Here is a 17,527-nt window from a genome sequence, read left to right as displayed (position 1 = left end):
GCCCGCGCCCGCGCCCGCGCCCGCGCCCGCGCCCGCGCCCGCGCCCGCGCCCGCGCCCGCACCGAGCACGAGTGTGCCCGCAACCATCAGCGTGGCCGTCATCGCGAAGACGATTAACGCAGATCCCGACCACAAATATGCTGTGAGTCTTGCGATGCTATCGTGCTGAAAGGAATCCGTTATCTTGGCAATGAACGATCACAGTTGACGTTCTCGGCGATCTGGCTGCGCGGCGCACGGCGATCCCCAATAGCGCGCTCAGGACAAACGGGGCAACTTGAAGATGCAGTACGGTCGCCACCGGATCCATCGCCAACGGTAATAACCAGGCCGCCACGAGGACTTCCCGTTCACCGCTTAGCCATCCGGTGCGCAGGCCAGTCAGCGCTAGCCACCCGATCGGAAAGGCTAGCCAGGCGAGGTCATAGTCAAACAAGTAGGGACTGCAAAGGAACGTCGCGGCAAACAGGGCGGCGCCGCGCAGTTCCCAGTTTGCGCAACGACGCCAGACGTACCACATGGCGAATACGGCGCCCGCAGCGACCAGGCCATGCACGGTATACGCGCCGATGACAGGCGTGCCGATCAGTCGCAGGAATGCGAACACAGTCGGCATCTTGGCCCAGGGGAGCACGCCACTTTCGAGAAATTGCCGCGCATCACCCAAGCTGGCAAGACATCCACCAATCGTGGCTGTCCCTAACGCCGCGGTACCGAGACCGAAGAAGCACAAGGCAGTCAAAGCGGCGGAGATCAATGTACGCCACGCGCCGATCGCGAGTAACGCGACCGGAAATAACACGGCAAGTTGGGGCTTCAGAGTGAGCAGCCCGATGAACACACCGGCCAGGATGGGCCGTCGCCTGAGGCAAAGTAGTGCGGTCCCAGCGAGCGCCGCAGTCAGGAACGCGTTCTGGCCATGAAAGACGTTCATCCATAAGCCAGGAAACGCCGCCAGACACCACTTCGCTGTGGTGTTGAAGACGATGCGACGCAAGACCAGCAGATAGCAGGTCAGCGTCGACAGAATGAAGGTCAGATATGCCGCCAGGTAGGGCAGGAGTGCCAGTGGTAGCACGACCAGATAGAAACTGGGTGGATAGTACCAGGCGAAGATTGACTGCGAAGCAGGCACCGCGATCTGCACGGCCTTGAATAGTGACGGGAGGTTGTAGGCATCCTCAGCATGGCCGGCAAGTGCGATATGAGAGGCAGCCCAAAACGCAATGAAGTCGGCGCCGAGGGGCTTGCCTTTCGGATCCAGCATATCCTTCGACAGGAGAACCCAGGTAATGAAGACGACCACGATCAAACCCAGCACGATTCGCGGGTAGATTCTGAGGCGCTCCCGATTCAGCCAGTGCGTATTGCGGCCCATGAATGACTCCCCCCGCAATTCCTGCGTCTGCATTGATTCCGCCAACGGTGGAATCGTGACAGTTTGGGGGAGTCGGAAGTGGCTGTTTGTCGGGAAACGAACAAACATGGCTTCTTTCTGCTGTTGGACGGCTCATTCATGCGCGAGCGAGCCCGGCCGGAACGGACGACGGTTTTGTGCGCGCTGCTGGGGCTCACGCGCCGCACGCAAACAATGCGCGCTTCATCCGCTACAACGCTCCATAGGGCGTGAAGAAATAAGGGCGCGCGCAACGAGAGAGCGCGTACGGCGCAGCATGCGCGCGGCGCGCACCAGTGTGCCCACAACCATCAGCGCGCCGGTATCTGCGTTTGCCGTGTGGCGATCGGGATGGGGTGCAGTCCCTGCTCGCTGCGTCAGTAAAGTGGCGCCGCCGGGCGTATCGAGAACAGCCAGATCGGGTGTTTCTCTGCCAATCCAGTCACGAGGGGAGCGCGTTCACTCCACCGCTTCTTCCCGTCGAAGGGGGGGCAGGAGGCGATCGAACTCGCGGCGCACGAGACCGTAGCACTCGCAGGCGCGGGCTTCAAGTCCCTTGCGGTCGAGCACGCGGATGCGGCCGCGGCTGTGGTGGATCAGACCTTCGTTGTGCAGCTTGCCGGCTGCTTCGGTGACGCCTTCGCGGCGCACACCAAGCATGTCGGCGATGAGTTGCTGCGTGACCGTCAGGTCGTTCGAGGCCACGCGGTCCACTTCGATCAGCAGCCATCGGCACAGTTGCTGGCTGAGCGAATGATGGCGGTTGCAGGCCGCGGTTTGTGCCACTTGCGTGAGCAGCACGTGCATATAGAGCAGCATGAGGCGGCGCAGGAAGTCCGAGCGCGCGAAATGCTGCCTGAGGCTTTGGGCGCTCATGCGATACGCGAAGCCCGTGCATTGAACCTGCACGCGATTGGGCATGGCGTCGCCACCCGTGAGCACGGGTACGCCGGTCATGCCTTCGCGGCCGACCGCGGCGATTTCCACGGAGCTGCCGTCCTCCATCGTCGAGAGTATGGAGATGATCGCCGTGGTCGGAAAATAAACGTGGTGAATGCGCTGGCCGGAATCGCAGAGCAGTTGCTCGGTGCGCAGATGGACGAGCTCGAGGTGCGGTGCGAGTGCTTGCCACTCGTGTGTCGGCAATGCGCCGAGCAATTGATTGCCGTGCAGGTCCGATTGAAGGGTTAGCATGATTGGTCCCCGTGCGAAGCGGCTTTCACCGTCTCCTTGTAATTACGGCCGCCGAAACGCTTGTTGTATGCCGCTTCCCGTAGCGGCTATTGGTACGTCGTCCCGGCACCATGGTCCTGAGTGCGTTCGCGATATCGGTTGTATGCGTCACGCTTTGTGGTGCATCCCCCTAAGCATGGTGTGTGCCAGAGCGCCGCAAACCGCGAGCGCGCGGGGTTTCGCGGGCGTTACAGCGCGAGCGCACCGACGTACCCCCGCGTTTTTGTTTCAGATATGTACGACGCCTCACCTGCGCACAGCCGCCGGTTGAACTTAATTAACTTGCAAGTCATTGAATTGATTTGGTTAATCTTTGTTTCGGCGGGGGGGCGAAAATGACTCCATGCGTGAAACACGCTCACCCGCAACCTGGGCCGCATAGCGGGGACGTGCATGGAATCGTTCGAATTTGATTCAGTTGCGTCGCACCGCGGGCGCGCTGCACAGAAACGTTCGCTCATGAAACATGAGCGTTACGACTCGTCACGCAAGGGGCCGTCTTTCCGTCGGGCGGGCGTTGTCCGCGCAACGACCAGGCAAGCGCGGCGCGGGTGTGCTTAAACGTTGATGTACCTGCCTGCCAGCCGCCCATGCGGTAGCGCTCGGTCAATGTGGTGATGCGTACAGAATCGCGCGGCGCGTCTTGCTCCAATGGAGTCCGAATGCGGAGGGTGCGCGTGGGCGATACGTCACGCCGCGGTGAGGCACACTGCCGAAGCAGCGCTGCCTATGCACAGCAGGACGTCGCGCCATGTCCATGGCGAGTGTGGCGCGACGGCAAGACAAAGCAGTCAGTGGGCAATCCATGCAAACCGCTTGCGAATGGACAACGAAAACGACACATCACAGGATTCGGGAAACCGAAGGGCCAATCAGGGAGGGGCTCGTACGGACTGAACGTTTGCTGCGCGATCTTTGCGTCGGGAGATATCCTGGCCGGCGAATCATGCAACGCGCAGGGCAACCTATGAACAAGTTCGACGAGCAAAAAGTCGCGTTGATCGGTATTGATCTGGGCAAGCGCCTTTGTTGCTTGCATGGCCAGGACAAAGCTGGGAAGGTCGCGTTTTGCTGGAATATCGCATGCAAGAGCGGTGGACAATTAATTGTTCAGCCTGTTCGTGTTGACGAACCTCGTGATCGCAAACAATCGGCTGCGCCAAGCCCCATGGGAAAACCAGCCTGGGTGTGAGAATGGGCTGGGTATGAGAAGGGCGGGAAACGGGACTTGGACTGCGATATCGTTAGCACGTTTCGTAGTCGCGAGGTTGCGTGCGCAACGAGCGCGTGTCCCGTGCGAGTGAGTCCGCGTCACGTCCCCCGCGCGAACAACGCCCGCTTCATCCGCTGCAACGCCCCGTAAGGCGTCACGAAATGCAGCAGGCTTTTCGCAAGCCCCGCCCAGTCGCGCCAGTTCAACACGTTCAGATATCGCGCTTGCAAACGCAGCGTGGAGGCGATCTGCCGCCGCCGTTTGGTTGCGCTGATGCCGCCTTCGTTGAGCTCGTAATAGAGCCCAAGCTCGGGCAGGTTCGCGCAGTCGTAGCGTTCCATCAGGCGCAGGAACAGGTCGAGGTCCTCGGCGGCCGGATATTGCACGCGATAGTTGCCCACCTCGAGCACCGCGTCGATTCTCAGCATCACCGAAGGATGCACGAGCGGCGAGCGCAGCATGCGCGTGCGGCGCAGTGTGCGGGCGTCGGCGGCGGGGCGCAGCATGAATAGCGGCGCACCGGCGCGGTTCACCACCTGCGTCCACGTACCGAGCGCGGCGAGCCTGGGTTCGGCTTCCATGCGCGCGCGCTGTTTCGCGAGGCGTTGCGGCGCGGCGAGGTCGCCCGAATCGATGCGTGCCGCGTAGCGAAACCCACGCGCCGCAAGCGCTTTTACGCCGGCCTCAAGCGCCCGCTCGATCCCGCCGTTCTGCGCCATGCGCAGCACCTCGATCTGCATGCCCGGGACGCTCGGGGCGACAATCGGCGGCGTACTGCCATCGTCGACGACGAGCGCGTACACCGGCGCGCTCTCCTCGAACGAGGCGAGCGTGCGCTCGACGTCGGCCTGGCCGTTGAAGGCGGGCATCAGCACGGCCACGTCGGCGAGCGCGCCGGCGCGAGCGTTGGGGTGCGCGGCAGCGGGTGAGTTCGTCATGAAGCCAACTTGAAGCGGATGTAATAGAAGTTCACGCAGGCCGCGGCGATATAGCCGCACGCGAGCCCGACGAGCGCGCCATAGGCACCGAGGCGCGGGATCGCCACGAGGTTCACGGCGAACGCCACCGCGAGCGCGAGCAGCCATTTGGCGAGCAGGACGAACTTCGCCTGATATTTGAGCACGACGAGATTGCCGATCGCCTCGATCCCAGCGGGCAGCGAGAGCCACACGGCCCAGCGGAAGATGCCGATGGCCTCTGCATAGTCCGGCCCGAACACGTGGCCGATGATGAAGCCCGCGAGCGCGTCGAGCACGAGTGCGCCCGCAACCATCAGCGCGGCCGTCATCGCGAAGAGGCGCACGAGGTTGCGGCGCAGCTGCGCGGCCTGCTGTACGCGATAGACGAAGGCGGGTGCGATCGTCTGCGAGAGCATGAGCGCGAGCGTGATCCAGTTTTCGTTGAGTTGCTGCGCGGCGGAGTAGCGGCCGAGGTCGGCAAACGAGATCGTGCGCTCGAGCATGAGGCGGTCGAGCTTCAGGAACAGGTACATGCAGATGAGCCCGAGCCAGAACACGGTGCCGGCCGTCGCGAAGTGCTTGAACAGCGCGCGGTCCACGCGCCAGCCGAGCTTGCCGCCGTGCTGGCTCCGGAAATAGAGCACGAGCGCAGCCCCAATGGCCGCCGATTCGAGCGCCCAGAGCCAGCCGAAGCTGCCAGGCGCGAAGGCCGCGCGGGCGAGCAGGAACACGAGCAATGCCTTGACCACGGCGGTGCTCATGCTCGCGAGCAACTGCGGCTTGCTGTACGTCATGCTTTGCAGCCAGGCGTTGATCACGCCGACGAACGGCTCGCGAAACAGCATCGTGACGGCGAGCCCGGCGAGCATCGCGCCCACGAGCGGATCGGTCGCGCCTAGCGCGATCCCGCCCCAGGTGATGAGGAGCGCCGCTGCCGAGACGCCGATGCGCAACGCAAAGGCGCTGCCGAGCACGGTACCCAGTGCCTCGCGCGGTTTGTTCACAATGGTCGGCACGAGGATCTCCGCGCCGCAGACCCAGGTGATGGGGGCGAGCACGAGCAGCAGCGTGTTGGCGTATTGCCATTTGCCGAACACATCGGGCCCGAAATAGCGCGCGAGCACGCCGCTGATGACGATAGCCACGGCGATCTGCGTGACGCGCTCGAGGCCGAGCCACACGATGTTTGCGAACGCGCGCTTGACGTCGGGATTGGCGTAGCGTTTGAGGCTCAGCATCGCGGGAGCGCCCCTTCTATGCAATGGGCATGCCGCATGCTCAGGCATGGGGCCGGCCTGGACAGATCCGGCCTGGTTTTTGTCGTCTGGAGGAAACGGCGAGGCATTAAAATAGGTGCATGACCAACGGCTGACGCCGAAAAACGGCAATTATAGTTGTAACGATTCCGACTTTTCGTAACCACGGGTCCCGCCGGCAGGGCAAATCATGTTACGAATACACCCCGACTTTCCTTCGCACTGTGAGCCTCACCATGATTTCTCAATCGATTTTCAAGGCCTATGACATTCGCGGCGTTATCGGCAAGACGCTCGATACCGACACCGCACGCGCCATCGGCCGGGCATTCGGCAGCGAAGTGCGTGCGCAGGGCGGCGATGCGGTGGTGATCGCGCGCGACGGCCGCCTTTCGGGTCCCGATCTCTCGGCGGCGCTGGCCGACGGCCTGCGCGCCGCGGGCGTGGATGTCGTCAACGTGGGCATGGTGCCCACGCCGGTCGGCTATTTCGCGGCCAGCGTGCCGCTCAAGCTCGCCTCGGGTGAGCGCAGCGTCGACTCGTGCATCGTGGTCACGGGCAGCCACAATCCGCCCGACTACAACGGCTTCAAGATGGTCCTGCGCAGCAAGGCCATCTACGGCGACCAGATCCAGGCGCTCTATCAGCGCATCGTCGACAATCGTTTCGAATCGGGCTCGGGCACCTATGCCGACTACGACATCGCCGATGAATACATCGCGCGTATCGTGGGCGACGTGAAGCTCGCGCGCCCGATGAAGATCGTCATGGACACCGGCAATGGCGTGGCGGGCGCACTCGCGCCGCGCCTGTTCAAGGCGCTCGGCTGCGAGCTGGTCGAGCTCTTCACCGAAGTGGACGGCACCTTCCCGAACCATCACCCGGACCCGGCCCACCCGGAGAATCTGCAGGATGTGATCCGCGCGCTCAAGGAAACGGACGCCGAAGTGGGCTTCGCGTTCGACGGCGACGGCGACCGCCTGGGCGTGGTCACGAAGGACGGCGAGATCATCTATCCGGATCGCCAGCTCATGCTGTTCGCCGAGGAAGTGCTCTCGCGCAATCCGGGCAAGCAGATCATCTACGATGTGAAGTGCACGCGCAATCTCGCGAAGTGGGTGAAGGAGAAGGGCGGCGAGCCGCTCATGTGGAAGACGGGTCACTCGCTCGTGAAGGCGAAGCTGCGCGAGACCGGCGCGCCGCTGGCCGGTGAAATGAGCGGCCACGTGTTCTTCAAGGACCGCTGGTACGGTTTCGACGACGGCCTGTACACGGGCGCGCGCCTGCTCGAGATCCTCGCGCGCGTGGCCGACCCGAGCAAGCTGCTCAACAGCCTGCCGAACTCGCACGCCACGCCCGAGCTGCAACTGAAGCTCGAAGAAGGCGAAAACTTCGCGCTGATCGCGAAGCTACAGCAAAACGCGAAGTTCACGGGCGCCGACGAGGTCATCACGATCGACGGCCTGCGCGTGGAGTATCCGGACGGCTTCGGCCTCGCGCGCTCGTCCAATACGACGCCCGTGGTCGTGATGCGTTTCGAGGCCGATAACGACGCCGCGCTCGCGCGCATCCAGGCCGACTTCAAGCGTGTGATCCTCGCCGAGAAGCCGGACGCGAAGCTGCCGTTCTGAGGCTTCAGTGTCCGGTTGACGCCTTCCTGAAGCGCAATTCGAAGTAAAGCCAAACACGGCGCCGCGCGGTTCCACCGCCCGGCGCCGTGTTTTTTTCTGCACTGGCAGGCCTTGGCATCGTTACTCAGCGCTTGGTTCGTCATGGGCCGCCTGCGCCACCGGGATCCATTCGCCGACGGCCGCCGCCGGTTCGTCGAACGTGGTGATCTGCCAAATATTCCTGCGACGAACCTGAAAAAGCCACGCGGGCGGCTGGATGATCAACTGCTATATGGGTGTTCGCTGGCACACACCTCATTTCCTTTTCCCCCTACACAATCTCCAAACTGGTGAATCGCCTCTCATAACATACCGATCGGGAGTCCTCTTGAAAGTCTTTGTTAGCCAGGAGGTCCAACAACCGGCGTTCTTCACACGAGAAAGAATCGCGGTGTACAGCAGCGCGTTACTTGTTGCGCAGATCGTTGTAATCGGGGTCTGGGTCACGTCGTGCTGGCTGCTTCACAATCGCAACGTGCCGCCACCTGGCTTAGACTTCCGCGTGTTCTGGAGCGCCTCCTTCATTTCCATACATCAGGGGGCCATCGCTGCATTCAATTCGGATCTCCTGCTTGCAATCGAAAACACGCTGCTTCAGGGAACCGGAATCGAAAGCGCGTGTGCCCCCTGGATCTATCCCCCTCCGTTTCAGTTGCTCATCTTTCCGCTCGCGATACTTCCTTACCCTGCTTCATATGCGCTGTTCTGCTGCATAAGCATCGCGTGCTGCCTGTTAGCGTGCGCACCATTGATGAAATCCAGGCCGCTGCCATGGGCGGTGTTCATTGCGTTTCCCGGCATTTGGGTTGCCATCATTCATGGCCAGAATTCGCTGATCACCCTCGCGCTCGCCGCCGGCGCGCTGGGGTTGCTCGAGAAACGGCCGGTCGCTGCCGGTGTGTGCGCTGGACTTCTTGTCATCAAGCCGCAACTCGCGCCCGTATTTCCTCTGCTTTTTTTGTTCGGCAGGAACTTCAAGGCGTTAGTTGCAGCCGGGGTGACGGCAGCGCTGCTCTGCCTCGTGAGTGGCCTCATTTTCGGGGCGCCCCTCTGGCTTCGCTTCTTCGAAATGGCATCGTGGTTCAACTCAGCAGTCCAAAATAACTATGCCAGGCTATGGGACGCTATGCCTACGGTCTTCGCGATCGCGCGTCATTCAGGCGCCAGTATCGGTGTCGCGTACGCGCTTCATGCATTTGTCGCCTTGGGCTCCCTGCTGTTCACGATCTCGATATGGCTCCGGAAGCCGCACTCATCGCTGGCCAATGCGGCAGCCGTTACGACAGCATTGCTGGTGCCGACGTACTTGCTGTACTACGATCTGGCCTGGCTCCTCTTGCCCATTCTTTATCTTGCAGCGGATTTTCGGACGTCGCCGAGGACTGCCCGCGCGGAGTATGTCGTTGTCACGCTAGCATGGCTTGCCCCTCTCGCATCACTTATAACGTGGTTCATGCCGTTCAAGAGCCGGTGGGCAGCCGTCGTGCTGATCGCCTTGATGGTGATTATCGTCCACCGCTTCCTTCGGGAAATCCGCGTGCAGTCCATCACCGGACCAGCATCGCCTGCATCAGGTCATGATACGGAACTGCAGCGCCGCAGCGCCTCGTGTCGCCGGCATTGCGTCGATGACCTCGATGCAGACCTTTTCCGCCCTTGAGCTTGGCGGCTGTCGCAACGTACCTGGTAGCGTCCTTTGCGCTTACGCACTTTGTGTACAAGTAGGTGGAAGTCCCCATCCGTGATGCGTATCGAGGCAATCAACGGCACGGCGCGTTCGGCAATTTGACGGCCAAGTGTGGGTTCGCGAACGATTGCACACCTGTTCGGGCTGCCGAGCGACTCGCGATTCCCTCATACTTTGCGATACAAGCTATCGCGAGGCACGACCGGCACGAGGCGCACCGCCCGACTAAAGGGTGGGGGGCCACGACCTCCCGGCCCGAGTGTCGCGCATTTCAAGGAGTGACGGGGAATGCCGCGGATCATCAGGTTTGGAATCGCCGGGTTCATTGCGACCGGCGTTCATGTGTCGGTCGCCTGGTCTGTGTTCAACTGGCTGGTTCGCGACTCCACCGTCGCTAACGTTTCAGCGTTCCTTATCGCCAATATCGTCTCGTTTCTGCTGCAGACGTTGTGGAGCTTTTCTTCGCGTCCGACCGTTGCGCGCTTCCTGCGCTTTGCCACGGTCTCGATCGCGGGTTTTCTGGCCGCTGCACTGATTCCTTTGCTGTGCGGGCGGCAAACGATCTGGCTGCCGACCTTCGCCGTCGTGATGTGTATTCCTGCGCTGTCTTACGTTTTGCATGCCCGATGGACCTATCAGGCGGCCTGACCATGCACGACAATACCGTTCAATCTGCCTCCGGGCCGTTGCATCGACCACCCCGCTGGCTCGACGCGCAACGTCTCCGCGCCTACGCAGCTTTCGTGCTGCTGGTGAATATCGGCTACTTGTCTCTGCGTATATGGCTCGGGTCGATCGACCCGGTACCCAATGTCAGTCCGCCTGGCTGGGATTTCGCCGTATTCTGGAGTGCATCCTGGCTCGCGTTGCACGGTCCGGCAGTCAATGCGTTCGACACGGCTCTGATCGAGCCGATTGCCTTGCCGCTTCAAAACATGCTGCCGTCCCCGTTCGTCACTCCGTGGACCTATCCGCCGACGTTCCTCCTCGTCATGCTTCCTGCTGCCTTATTGCCGTTCCAGGTCTCGTGCATCGCGTACGTCTCGGCCGGGATTGCCTTCGCGTTCAAGGCGTGCGCGCGCATTCTGCCGCCGGCACGGGACTTGTCCTGGTGGCTGCCGGTCGTCGCTTTTCCCGCAATCTGGGTGACGGTAGGCGCAGGGCAGAACTCGTTTCTGACGTTTGGACTCATGGGGCTCGGCCTCGTCTGTCTTGAACGGCGGCCATGGCTCGCAGGAATTTTATTCGGCCTGCTTGCTATCAAGCCGCAGCTGGGTCTCATGATTCCTGTTGCGCTGCTGTTCAGCAGGAATTGGCGCACGTTCCTGTCGGCGGCACTGAGCGTCGGCGTGTTTTGCGCGCTATCGGGGTTCGTGCTCGGATTTGGCACGTTCGCTCGATTCGCCGAGGCGCTGCCGAATTTTAACCAGTTCGTCGTCCAGTATTCGGACCGCTGGCCGCGCGGCATTTTGACGGTGTTCGGCACCGCACGGCAATTGGGCGTGGCGGTGCCGACCGCGTATCTGCTTCACGCGGTCGTGGCGGCGCTGGCCGCGAGCGCCGTTGCCTGGATTTGGGCCACGCGTGCGAGTTTCGAGTTGCGGGCGTCGGCGCTCGTGCTCGCTACGCTGCTGGTGCCGACCTATTTGATGCCCTACGACTTGCTATTGTTGGGCTTGCCGATTCTGTGGCTTGTTCGGGACGGCGCCCGCAACGGCTGGATTCGGGGCGATGGCGCCGCGATGGTGAGTGCGTGGCTGTCGCCGCTTGTCTCTTATACGCCCGGAAACTGGGCGGCCGGCGCTTATGTGCCGTTCATCATTTTCGCGCTGCTGCTGGTCGTTGTGCGGCGCTATGTGGCCCGACGACCCGAACACGCCAACGAGCGTGCCTGCACGGTTGCCGCCGAAGAACGCAGCAGCGCGCGTTGAGCACGGCTCATGAGTTGCTGTTCGGCAATCCGGTCCCCGGCTACGCTTTCCTCGTCTTCCGCGGCGCTGTTCAAGAGTGCAATTCAATCAGCCGGCATCGATTTCGCAGCCACATCATCCGGTTGATTTATCAGGATGAGGGCCACGATCTTCGGGGCGATCCCCCGGCAGCATGGCCATCTCATGGTCCACACGTGAGTCAGACCATGCATAGATGCGGTCGCGGCAAGGGACTTCGATATACCGGTGCAGGAGATGGGCAAGCGCAAATGACACGGAAAGGAGCACGGCGATAGCGGTCAGTTGATATCCCGTTGCGTACTTGCTTTGGTTCAGCCATCCAGCAAACGGCAGCACGACTACGCCGTGACCTAGATACAAGGCATAGGAAATTTTCCCGAGATACTGCATTGGGCGAGTCTGGAGAATGATCGCGAGCGGCCCGCTGTCGGTAATGAGAGAGGCGATAAGCGCAGCGAACACGACGGGTGACGCAAAGGCTGCGAGAGGAAATTCAGACGTGCCAGCGACGAACGCAAGGCTGGCGGTTGCCATAGCGATCTGGACGGCCGGTGTGCTAATCGAGCTCAGGTGGATTCGCGAGTGAGCAAGCAGCGCACCGACAAAGAATCCCGCAAGGCATCGCGCCCAGCCGAACGAAGAATGCAGATCCATGCAGTGGTGGATCGAAACGCAAGTCCCCGCGTCGACGTAAACGGCAATGGAAAATCCAGCGGCAGCCGCGGCAGCGAAGGTGACTCGCCGCCAGCGTCGCAAGCGCAGGCAGATCACCGCGAAGAGCAGATACACATAGAACTCATCGCCCGTACTCCAGGCGACCAGATTGCCAATGTCGCGATCGGGAAAAACCAATCCCTGCATCATGGTCACGATGGCAATCGTTTCGCCGCCTGTTGGCACATGGGGACGCCTGCCACCGAGCGCGAAAATCATCCCTAAAAGTGCGCAAACGAGAATGGCGGAAACAATATGCAGCGGCCAGAGTCGCCCGCTCCGGCGCACGATGAAGCGCCATACGTCATGGCCTGTTTCCAGCCGGTCTGCGTAGGCAGAGCAGATCACAAACCCGCTCAACACAAAGAAGAGGTCAACCGCGAGATAGCCGTTGCGGATGATCGCTGAGAAGGGCGATAAAAGTCCGATGTGGAAGAAGACGACAAGCAGTGCTGCTGCGCCACGCAGGCCTTCGAGGCTTCGATTTGTCGTTTTCAAGCCGCCCTCCGCTCCTCTTTACTTTGGGAGGCAAGCTTTCGGGGACAGGTGGTATGCCTTGCGCGGTCGCGCGAGGCGTGCATGAGAATCAGGATGAGCCATACAGGTGGAAGGAATGCCGCCCATGGGAGCGCGGAAATCCGCAGGCAGTTCAGGAGAAATGACAGGAGGGGCGTGAGCCACGCTACCGTCACAATGGCATAGTCAATGCGCGCCAGCGGCGTCGGTGCGCTCCGGGCGCTGCCATATCCGGAAACATGCATGATGGGCAAGAGCAGCCAGGCAAGGTCGTAGTACACGAGATACGGCTGGATCATGAGCGACGTGACAACGGCGGCCGCGGCGCGCAGTTCCCGCTTTGTCCGGTGCGCCCAGACTATCGCGGTGGCTCCCACCGCTGCAAGGGCGATTGCGGCGTGTAATGCGTACGCCACGCCGAGCCCAACGCCGGCCGCGCGCAAGAACGCGAAGACCGTGGGCATGGTGTGCCAGAGGCCACCTTCGCCGTGCACTAGCGCGGCATCCCGAAACCATGCCGCGGCTTGAAAGAACTTGATCCATAGGGTCCAGCCAAACAGTACTGCGCTCGCCGTGCACAACATGCCAGCCGTCAAGATCATTGCGGCACACGCTCGATAGTGACGGCCGCAGAGGAAAAGCAGTGGAAACAGCACACCCAATTGCGGCTTGATCACGAGTATGCCCGCGCAGATACCCGCCCAGACCGGCGCGGTTTCCAGCATACCTAGCCCAGCCGCCGCCAAACCGAACGTCAGCAGAGAGTTCTGCCCGTAGACCATCGTTACCCATATCCCGGGAAACGCGACGACCGTCATCCAGGGCAAAATATTTTGTCTCATCGCTGGCATGCTGGCCAGGAGGCAGCCCGCAACGCCGATACCCATAAAGAGCGCATACGAAATCGCATAGGGCAGCAATGCCAGCGGGTAGATGAGCATCTGAAACGTGGGCGGATAGATCCACGGTCCGAACATATTTGCGAGAGGCGTGCCCCTCTGGAGGGACGCTTCGCAGGCCAGTAGCCGCTGTTGATCGAACGCCGCCGCTGCGCCGCTGCGCAGTGATACATCTGAGGCACACCAGAAGACCCTAAAGTCCGAACCGGGAAGCGGGACGCCGTGCTGATGCACTCCCCAATAGGACACCGCCCAGATCCCAATCAGGGCGGCCTGCAAAATAAATAACGCCGTGCTATACAGCGCAATGCGCTCCCGGGTCAGCCACGTCTTTTGTTTTGCCGTACCTGTCTCACGATTGGCGGGGGGAACGACGCGTGTTGCCAGCCCGGTGTCATTGAAAGCGGCTCTCGATCTCCGCATAGTCACCGGCCAGCTGCGCGCACCTGCGACGCACCGCGCCCACGCACCAGTTCCAGCGGTGCACCATTGGTACGGGCGTCTGAACGCTCGACAGGCAGGGTGCTGATCTTGGTACGCGACTCGTAGCGCCGGCGCACGAGGTAGATGGGCCGCTCTTTCGACTCGTCATAAATGCGCCCGATGTATTCGCCGATGACACCGATGCCGGTCAACTGGATCCCGCTCACGAACAGCACTACGGAGATCAGGGAAGCGTAGCCGGGGACCGGATTGCCGAACAGCAACGTGCGACCGACGATGACACCACCGTAGCAAAACGCCAGCGCGGCTATCGCGCCGCCAATATACGTCCAGCTACGCAACGGTACGGTACTGAAACTCGTAATGCCTTCCAGCGCAAAATTCCACAAACGCCAGCCCGAGAACTTGGTTTTGCCGGCGGTGCGTGGCGTGCGTTCATAGTCGATGGTCACCGAGTTGAACCCGACCCACGCAAACAAACCCTTCATGAACCGGTGCCGCTCCGGAAGGCTGTGCAGTGCATTGACGACCTGGCGATCCATCAGCCTGAAGTCTCCCACGTTCTCGGGGATTTTCAATTCCGATAGGGCGTTGTGAACGCGGTAGAACAGCGCTGCTGTCGTGCGCTTGAGGAAGGAGTCGCAGGCGCGGCTGGCGCGCCGCGCGAGCACGACTTCGGCGCCTTCGCGCCAACGCTCGATCATCTCGGGGATTAGCGAGGGCGGATCCTGGAGGTCCGCATCGATGACGATAACGGCGTCGCCTGCCGCTTCGTCGAGGCCCGCTGTGAGCGCAGCCTCCTTGCCGAAATTACGCGAGAGGTCGATTATCCGCACGCGCCTGTCGCGCCGGCTCACAAGGACCAGCCTGTCAAGCGTCGCATCGCTGCTGCCGTCGTTTACGCAGACGATTTCGAAGCGGATCGATTCGATCGACTCCATCGTCGCGATGATTTGCCCGAAAAACGCGTCGACGCCGTCCTGCTCGTTGTAGAACGGAGCGACGATCGACACGAGTGGGTTCGAGAGCGCGGATCCGACGCGGCGCGTTTCCTCGGTGATAGGCCTGTTCATGACGTCTTCTCCCTTGTTACAAAGAGGTCGCGGTAGTTGCGATGGCGTGCGCGCTGCGCTCGCGCGCGATCTGCGCGATCAGCATCCAGAGCGTGGCAATCGAGATGAGCGGGGTGAACGGAACGTGTAGATTCGAAACGATCGTGAGCCCGGCGACGGGCGCGAGCCAGAGTACGGCCAGCCATTCACGTTGTCCGCGCTGGAAGCCGTGTTCTCTCGCGTGGTAGACCACCCATGCGATCAGGATTCCGTACCATGTGAGGTCGTAGTCGTAGAGGTACGGGCTCACGAGCATGCTGGCGCACACGAGCACGGCGGCGCGCAGACCGAAGGCGCTTGGCCGGCCCCACGCGTAGCAGACGGCAGCGGCGGCGCACAGGGCAGACATGGCTTGCGCTGCGCCGGCGAGGGCCGTGGGCGCATGGAGCAGCTTGAACGCCGCGAACATCGTGGGAACACGAAACAGCAGTGCCCGTCCGGTTTCGACGTAGCTATTGGCGAGCCCCATGTTGTGAAGAAACGCGACGAGTGTTTCACTGCCGAATGCCAGTACCGCGAGCGCCAGCGAAATCGCCACGCCCGCGATCATTGCGCCCAGTGCGCGCCACGAGCGCGAAGCGAGAAGCGCAAGCGGAATCAGCACGCAAAGTTGCGGCTTCATGGCGACGAGTGCGAAGCACAGCCCGGCGAGCACGGGGCGGCGGCGCAGCAGGATCAGTCCGAGCCCGACCAGCGAAGCCGTAAGCAAGCCGTTTTGGCCGGACGTCAGCACGAGCGCGGAACCCGGGAAGGCGATCGCGACGAGCGCGGTGCGCGGGTGCGGCACGATCGTCTTGACCACCTTGACGAACAGGGCGAGTGTGCCGAACAGGAAGATCGGCGCCGAAAGCGTGAACGGCAGCAGCGCTAACGGGTAGACGAACAGGAGGAACGTAGGCGGGTAGAGCCAAGGAAGGATACCGACGGCGCGGCCCGCGGCATGTTGCTCGATGGGCGTCAGGATGCTGAGGTTATAGGCGTCCACCGCATGTCCCTGCAGGGCGAGGTGCGAGGCGCTCCAGAACGGCAGGCAGTCTACGGCGAGCACGCTCATCTGTGGATCCTTGAGCCACACCAGGTGATACGCGTAAGCCAGCGCTACGCCAAGGTAGTAGATGAGTGCGACGAGCGGATAGACACACAGGCGTTGGCCGTTCAGCCAGTGCGAGCGGCGCTGTCCGGCGCCAGGGGGCGAAGAGGGCGCGGCCCTGGTCGTGCCGGTCAATTCGCGGATGGTCGTCTGGTTCATTGAGTGGCCTCTCGCCTAATGGATGCCTTCGATGCGCGCGCGGCGCAGTACCGCGAGCAGCATGAGCAGCAGGACTACAGGACCGACTTGCGGCAGCCTGAGGACCTGATTGAAGAACTCATACACGGGCAAGAGCCATGCGAGGAGCAGCACGGGTTGCTCGCCGGCCAGCCACCCGCGACGCAATCCGGTCGCGAGCAGACCGGCGCATGCCAGTCCGATCCACGTCAGTTCGTAGTGCCAGACATAGGGGTTGACGATCATCGTGGCGGTCCCGAGCGCGGCCGCGCGCAGGGCAATGTCGCGCGTCGTGCGCCAGATTTTCCATGTGCCGAGGGCTGCGATGACGGCGACCACTGCTTGCGTCAGTCCCGCTATGGCCAGTGGCGCGCCCATGAGCCGTAGCGAGGCGAACACGGACGGAGAAGCGAGCCAGAAGCGCACGTCGTGCTCGAGAAGGAGTTCGCGTGCCATCCCAACGTTCCCGGCGAACAGCCGAAGCGAAGCGGGCCCGCAGAGCACCACGCTTGCGAGAGCAAGGAACACCGCTGTGGCGGCGGCGTATCCAAACACCTTCCATGCTCGTGCCGCGACCAGAACGAGTGGGAACAGGATGCCCAGTTGCGGCTTGATAGCCAGCAGTCCGATACAAATTCCGGCGATCACGGGGCGCCGATCAATCGACGCGACGGCAAGCGCGGCGAGTGCCGCGGTAATCAGCGCGTTTTGCCCGAAGACGGCACACACCATCACACAAGGCATGGCGAGCACGACGTAGCGGGCCGCTGCGATGCCGAGCGGGCCCTGTGCGAGCCCGGAAACGCGAACGGTTGCGCAAACGTACGCCGATGCGCTCGCGGCGAGGAATGCGAAGTAAGCAAGCGGGAGCGGCAGTAGCGCGAGTGGCGTGATGAATAGCAGATACGTGGGGGGATAAAGCCAGGGGACAAACGCGCTCTTGGGCAAGCCGCCACTCACCGCGGCCACGATCCGGGAAAACGCCGAGTAGTCGAAGACCGTCGCGGCTTGACCGTGCAGGACTGCGTGGCTGGCCGACCAGAACACAAGCAGGTCGGAGCCTGGACGCCAGCCGCCTGTGTCAGAAAAACCGCGCGTCACCACGGCCCACAGCACTACGAAGCCGACACCGATTACTAGCATGGCGGTGCTGTAAACAATGAGCCGCTCCCGCGAAAGCCAGGAGCACGCCATCGAGTGCGAACGTGT

The 17,527-nt window shown here is 62.1% G+C and carries 15 protein-coding genes; 5 read left to right on the top strand and 10 right to left on the bottom strand.

The features are described from left to right. Positions 1-157: 157 nt before the first annotated feature. Both EYW47_RS38610 and EYW47_RS38605 read right to left on the bottom strand, forming a co-directional pair. Positions 158-1,411: a glycosyltransferase family 87 protein gene (locus tag EYW47_RS38610; protein WP_205710236.1), complete on the bottom strand. Its 1,254-nt coding sequence runs from the start codon at positions 1,409-1,411 to the stop codon at positions 158-160. Between the two features lie 444 nt (positions 1,412-1,855). After that, positions 1,856-2,590, bottom strand: a complete 735-nt coding sequence (locus EYW47_RS38605) for a Crp/Fnr family transcriptional regulator (RefSeq protein WP_133200062.1) — start codon at positions 2,588-2,590, stop codon at positions 1,856-1,858. 1,006 nt (positions 2,591-3,596) lie between these two features. Here EYW47_RS38605 and EYW47_RS38600 point away from each other — a divergent pair. Continuing rightward, on the top strand, positions 3,597-3,821 hold the full coding sequence (locus tag EYW47_RS38600) for a hypothetical protein (RefSeq protein WP_133200061.1): 225 nt from the start codon (positions 3,597-3,599) through the stop codon (positions 3,819-3,821). A 119-nt stretch (positions 3,822-3,940) separates the two neighbouring features. Here the strand turns inward: EYW47_RS38600 and EYW47_RS38595 are convergent, their stop codons facing one another. Beyond that, positions 3,941-4,780 carry a glycosyltransferase gene (locus EYW47_RS38595; RefSeq protein ID WP_133200060.1) on the bottom strand — a complete coding sequence of 280 codons (840 nt, stop codon included), beginning with the start codon at positions 4,778-4,780 and terminating at the stop codon, positions 3,941-3,943. Next, positions 4,777-6,039 (bottom strand): oligosaccharide flippase family protein, encoded by a 1,263-nt coding sequence (locus tag EYW47_RS38590; RefSeq protein ID WP_133200059.1) that lies wholly within the window; start codon positions 6,037-6,039, stop codon positions 4,777-4,779. Before EYW47_RS38590 ends, EYW47_RS38595 begins: the two co-directional genes overlap by 4 nt. Before the next feature lie 254 nt (positions 6,040-6,293). Between EYW47_RS38590 and EYW47_RS38585 the strand changes: the two genes are divergently transcribed. Then, positions 6,294-7,688 carry a phosphomannomutase/phosphoglucomutase gene (locus EYW47_RS38585; RefSeq protein WP_133200058.1) on the top strand — a complete coding sequence of 465 codons (1,395 nt, stop codon included), beginning with the start codon at positions 6,294-6,296 and terminating at the stop codon, positions 7,686-7,688. A gap of 120 nt (positions 7,689-7,808) precedes the next feature. On the opposite strand, the gene EYW47_RS41220 is transcribed toward EYW47_RS38585, so the two are convergent. Continuing rightward, the gene (locus tag EYW47_RS41220; RefSeq protein WP_165976804.1) at positions 7,809-7,952 is read right to left on the bottom strand and encodes a hypothetical protein; all 144 of its coding nucleotides are present in this window, start codon (positions 7,950-7,952) and stop codon (positions 7,809-7,811) included. Positions 7,953-8,055: 103 nt separating this feature from the next. Between EYW47_RS41220 and EYW47_RS38580 the strand changes: the two genes are divergently transcribed. The 3 genes from EYW47_RS38580 (at position 8,056) to EYW47_RS38570 (ending at position 11,345) form a co-directional block, all read left to right on the top strand. After that, positions 8,056-9,387 (top strand): glycosyltransferase family 87 protein, encoded by a 1,332-nt coding sequence (locus EYW47_RS38580; protein ID WP_240764110.1) that lies wholly within the window; start codon positions 8,056-8,058, stop codon positions 9,385-9,387. A gap of 315 nt (positions 9,388-9,702) precedes the next feature. Then, positions 9,703-10,062: a GtrA family protein gene (locus EYW47_RS38575; protein WP_133200057.1), complete on the top strand. Its 360-nt coding sequence runs from the start codon at positions 9,703-9,705 to the stop codon at positions 10,060-10,062. 2 nt (positions 10,063-10,064) lie between these two features. Beyond that, positions 10,065-11,345, top strand: a complete 1,281-nt coding sequence (locus EYW47_RS38570; RefSeq protein WP_165976806.1) for a glycosyltransferase family 87 protein — start codon at positions 10,065-10,067, stop codon at positions 11,343-11,345. Between the two features lie 114 nt (positions 11,346-11,459). Here EYW47_RS38570 and EYW47_RS38565 read toward each other — a convergent pair whose 3' ends face one another. Genes EYW47_RS38565 through EYW47_RS38545 form a run of 5 tightly spaced genes read right to left on the bottom strand, consistent with a single transcriptional unit; the run spans position 11,460 to position 17,461 of the window. Beyond that, complete coding sequence (locus tag EYW47_RS38565; protein ID WP_133200055.1) at positions 11,460-12,578, bottom strand: acyltransferase family protein; 1,119 nt, start codon at positions 12,576-12,578, stop codon at positions 11,460-11,462. Further along, positions 12,575-13,918 (bottom strand): glycosyltransferase family 87 protein, encoded by a 1,344-nt coding sequence (locus tag EYW47_RS38560; protein ID WP_133200054.1) that lies wholly within the window; start codon positions 13,916-13,918, stop codon positions 12,575-12,577. The genes EYW47_RS38565 and EYW47_RS38560 overlap by 4 nt, the downstream gene beginning before the upstream one ends. A gap of 2 nt (positions 13,919-13,920) precedes the next feature. Continuing rightward, complete coding sequence (locus EYW47_RS38555; RefSeq protein WP_133200053.1) at positions 13,921-15,012, bottom strand: glycosyltransferase family 2 protein; 1,092 nt, start codon at positions 15,010-15,012, stop codon at positions 13,921-13,923. 16 nt (positions 15,013-15,028) lie between these two features. Beyond that, complete coding sequence (locus tag EYW47_RS38550; RefSeq protein WP_133200052.1) at positions 15,029-16,300, bottom strand: glycosyltransferase family 87 protein; 1,272 nt, start codon at positions 16,298-16,300, stop codon at positions 15,029-15,031. Between the two features lie 15 nt (positions 16,301-16,315). Continuing rightward, complete coding sequence (locus EYW47_RS38545) at positions 16,316-17,461, bottom strand: glycosyltransferase family 87 protein (RefSeq protein WP_240764109.1); 1,146 nt, start codon at positions 17,459-17,461, stop codon at positions 16,316-16,318. Positions 17,462-17,527: the final 66 nt, after the last annotated feature.

The organism is Paraburkholderia silviterrae, assembly GCF_004353915.1.
In the GTDB taxonomy this organism is placed as follows: Bacteria; Pseudomonadota; Gammaproteobacteria; order Burkholderiales; family Burkholderiaceae; genus Paraburkholderia; species Paraburkholderia silviterrae.
This window is presented reverse-complemented; position numbering and strand designations above follow the sequence as displayed.

Coding starts and splice junctions, on each gene's coding strand:
- EYW47_RS38605 (WP_133200062.1), bottom strand. CDS start 2,590: ATGCTAACCCTTCAATCGGACCTGCACGGCAATCAATTGCTCGGCGCA.
- EYW47_RS38545 (WP_240764109.1), bottom strand. CDS start 17,461: ATGCTAGTAATCGGTGTCGGCTTCGTAGTGCTGTGGGCCGTGGTGACG.
- EYW47_RS38575 (WP_133200057.1), top strand. CDS start 9,703: ATGCCGCGGATCATCAGGTTTGGAATCGCCGGGTTCATTGCGACCGGC.
- EYW47_RS38550 (WP_133200052.1), bottom strand. CDS start 16,300: ATGAACCAGACGACCATCCGCGAATTGACCGGCACGACCAGGGCCGCG.
- EYW47_RS38600 (WP_133200061.1), top strand. CDS start 3,597: ATGAACAAGTTCGACGAGCAAAAAGTCGCGTTGATCGGTATTGATCTG.
- EYW47_RS38560 (WP_133200054.1), bottom strand. CDS start 13,918: ATGCGGAGATCGAGAGCCGCTTTCAATGACACCGGGCTGGCAACACGC.
- EYW47_RS38570 (WP_165976806.1), top strand. CDS start 10,065: ATGCACGACAATACCGTTCAATCTGCCTCCGGGCCGTTGCATCGACCA.
- EYW47_RS38595 (WP_133200060.1), bottom strand. CDS start 4,780: ATGACGAACTCACCCGCTGCCGCGCACCCCAACGCTCGCGCCGGCGCG.
- EYW47_RS38590 (WP_133200059.1), bottom strand. CDS start 6,039: ATGCTGAGCCTCAAACGCTACGCCAATCCCGACGTCAAGCGCGCGTTC.
- EYW47_RS38555 (WP_133200053.1), bottom strand. CDS start 15,012: ATGAACAGGCCTATCACCGAGGAAACGCGCCGCGTCGGATCCGCGCTC.
- EYW47_RS38610 (WP_205710236.1), bottom strand. CDS start 1,411: ATGCAGACGCAGGAATTGCGGGGGGAGTCATTCATGGGCCGCAATACG.
- EYW47_RS38585 (WP_133200058.1), top strand. CDS start 6,294: ATGATTTCTCAATCGATTTTCAAGGCCTATGACATTCGCGGCGTTATC.